The following is a 2926-nucleotide window of genomic DNA, read 5'->3' as shown; positions in this document are numbered from 1 at the left end:
TCCCCAGCCCGACCGGAGCTCCGCCGAGGCCGTGGCCATCGCCCCGCACTGGCGCACCGCCTCAATCAACCCACCGACCAAGGTCCCACGAAGCTGGGATCCGATACCTTAAGTCACTGGTATTGGGCTTAGCACCGCTAGCACCGCTAGCACCACAGCGTCGCGTGCGGATCATGCTCGCTCAGGTGTCCGCCTGCGACGTCCCTCCTGTGCTTCCTCGGGCCGCCGCCGCTGCCACCAGTGCCGGCGCGGGGGATGCAGCGCCTTGCCCAGCCGCCTGCCGATCAGGAGATAGCCGATCAGCGCGCCGGTCGTGTTGAGGATCACGTCGTCAATGTCGAAGGCCCGGCCCACGACGATCGCGCCTTGCACCGTCTCCACCATCAACATCACCAGCGCCGTCACCAGCACCACCCGCAGCAGACCGCGCGCCTTCGGCACGAGCATCGGCAGCAGGATTCCGAACGGCACCCCGAGTACCAGGTTGCCGCCGATCTGCTTCACCGTGTCGCGGAACGCCGGCTGGTCGATGTACTGGCGGATGGAATCGCCCGGACGGAGATTCGTGTGGATGAGCTTGACCGACGCCGGGGACGGCTGCAGCGTCAGTTTGGCCAGCACCACCGCGAAGCCGACCATGCAGACGAAGGCCAGCAGCATCACCAGCGCCCGGGTGAGCCCGGCGACGATCGATCTGCGCCCTCCCGGTTCGTCCCGGAACACCGGTTTGGGGGCCGGTTTCCGCGCCGGTTTCCGCAGCGGTTTCTTGAGCGGGCTCTTCACCGACTTCGGCGCAGCCTTCCACCCGGGTTTCCACGTGGGTTTCCACGCGGGCCTCGGCTTTGCTTTCGGCGTCCGCTTCGGCGGCGTCTTGGGCCGGAGCTTGAGCGCGCGCCTCGCGGCCAGGCGTCTGCGGGCCGGCTGGAACAGATCGGTGCGAGCCATACGTTCCCCCATCCAGGTCGACGGGGCGTCTACCCCCTGCCCGCGGCCGTACGCCACAGCCGCCACAGCCGATGACCGCGATGCGCGACACTGGAGGCTTGCCTCCATCACGAACCGAAGGGTGTGGCACTTGAACAACGGGCCTCTCATCGTCCAGAGCGACAAGACGCTGCTCTTGGAGGTCGACCACGAGCGGGCGGACGCCTGCCGCCGCGCCATCGCCCCGTTCGCGGAGCTGGAGCGCGCACCGGAGCACATCCACACCTACCGGCTGACACCGCTCGGCCTGTGGAACGCGCGAGCGGCAGGACACGACGCCGAGCAGGTCGTGGACGCGCTCGTCGCCTTCTCCCGCTACCCCGTGCCGCACGCGCTGCTCGTCGACGTCGCCGAGACGATGGACCGCTACGGCCGGCTCACCCTCAGCAAGCACCCCGTTCACGGGCTGGTCCTGACCAGTACCGACCGGCCGGTACTGGAGGAGATCCTCCGCTCGAGGAAGGTCCAGCCGCTGGTCGGCGCCCGGCTCGACCCGGACACCGTCGTGGTGCACCCGTCGGAGCGCGGCCAGATCAAGCAGACCCTGCTGAAGCTGGGCTGGCCGGCCGAGGACCTCGCGGGCTATGTCGACGGCGAGGCGCACCCGATCGAGCTCAACGAGGACGGCTGGTCCCTGCGCCCGTACCAGCAGCAGGCCGTCGAGGGCTTCTGGCACGGCGGCTCCGGTGTCGTCGTGCTGCCCTGTGGAGCGGGAAAGACCCTGGTCGGGGCGGGTGCCATGGCGACCGCCAAGGCGACGACGCTGATCCTCGTCACCAACACCGTCTCCGCCCGGCAGTGGAAGCACGAGCTGATCAAGCGGACCTCGCTCACCGAGGAGGAGATCGGCGAGTACAGCGGCACCCGCAAGGAGATCCGCCCGGTCACCATCGCCACCTACCAGGTCCTCACGACCAAGCGGAAGGGCGTCTACGCGCACCTGGAGCTCTTCGATTCCCGCGACTGGGGCCTGATCGTCTACGACGAGGTGCATCTGCTGCCCGCGCCGGTCTTCAAGTTCACGGCGGACCTGCAGGCCCGGCGGCGGCTGGGGCTGACGGCCACCCTCGTCCGGGAGGACGGGCGCGAGTCCGATGTGTTCTCCCTGATCGGGCCGAAACGTTTCGATGCGCCCTGGAAGGAGATCGAGGCGCAGGGCTACATCGCGCCGGCCGACTGCGTCGAGGTCCGCGTCAACCTCACCGACACCGAGCGGCTCTCCTACGCGACCGCCGAGCCGGAGGAGAAGTACCGCTACTGCGCCACGACGGCGTCCAAGCGGCGGGTCACGGAGGCGCTCGTCGCCAAGCACGCGGGCGAGCAGACGCTCGTCATCGGGCAGTACATCGACCAGTTGGACGAGCTGGGTGAGCATCTGGACGCGCCCGTCATCAAGGGCGAGACCAGCAACGCGCAGCGCGAGAAGCTGTTCGAGTCGTTCCGGCAGGGCGAGATCAGCGTCCTGGTGGTCTCGAAGGTCGCCAACTTCTCCATCGACCTGCCCGAGGCGACGGTCGCCATCCAGGTCTCCGGCACGTTCGGCTCCCGCCAGGAGGAGGCGCAGCGGCTCGGGCGCGTGCTGCGCCCGAAGGCGGACGGGCACGAGGCGCGCTTCTACTCGGTGGTGGCGCGGGACACGATCGACCAGGACTTCGCGGCGCATCGGCAGCGGTTCCTGGCGGAGCAGGGGTATGCGTACCGGATCATGGACGCCGACGAGCTGTTCGCGTAGCGGGTCGCCTGTGGCGGGCTTGGGGGTCCGTGGGCCGGGCCCTCCGGGGCGGCGGTTCGAAATCGCCTCTTTACGTTCCAGGCGGCCCATCGACTAGCTCGGCAGCATTTCGAACCCCCACCCCTGCGGACCCGTCTCCCCTCAGGTCCACTCCATCCCTGCGGACCCGTTGCGAACGCAGCGCCTGACGTGCGCTCGCCCCTGCGGGGG

The 2926-nt window shown here is 69.1% G+C and carries 2 protein-coding genes; one reads left to right on the top strand and one right to left on the bottom strand.

The genetic code is table 11. From position 1 onward, the window contains the following. Window positions 1-171: 171 nt before the first annotated feature. Window positions 172-1002: a VanZ family protein gene (locus QMK24_RS42180; RefSeq protein WP_502962720.1), complete on the bottom strand. Its 831-nt coding sequence runs from the start codon at window positions 1000-1002 to the stop codon at window positions 172-174. Window positions 1003-1075: 73 nt separating this feature from the next. On the opposite strand from QMK24_RS42180, the gene QMK24_RS40925 reads away from it, so the two are divergent. Beyond that, complete coding sequence (locus QMK24_RS40925; RefSeq protein WP_283471992.1) at window positions 1076-2716, top strand: DNA repair helicase XPB; 1641 nt, start codon at window positions 1076-1078, stop codon at window positions 2714-2716. The last annotated feature ends 210 nt before the right edge of the window (window positions 2717-2926 follow it).

The organism is Streptomyces sp. PH10-H1 (genome assembly GCF_030063355.1).
Classification (GTDB): Bacteria; Actinomycetota; Actinomycetes; order Streptomycetales; family Streptomycetaceae; genus Actinacidiphila.
This window is presented reverse-complemented; position numbering and strand designations above follow the sequence as displayed.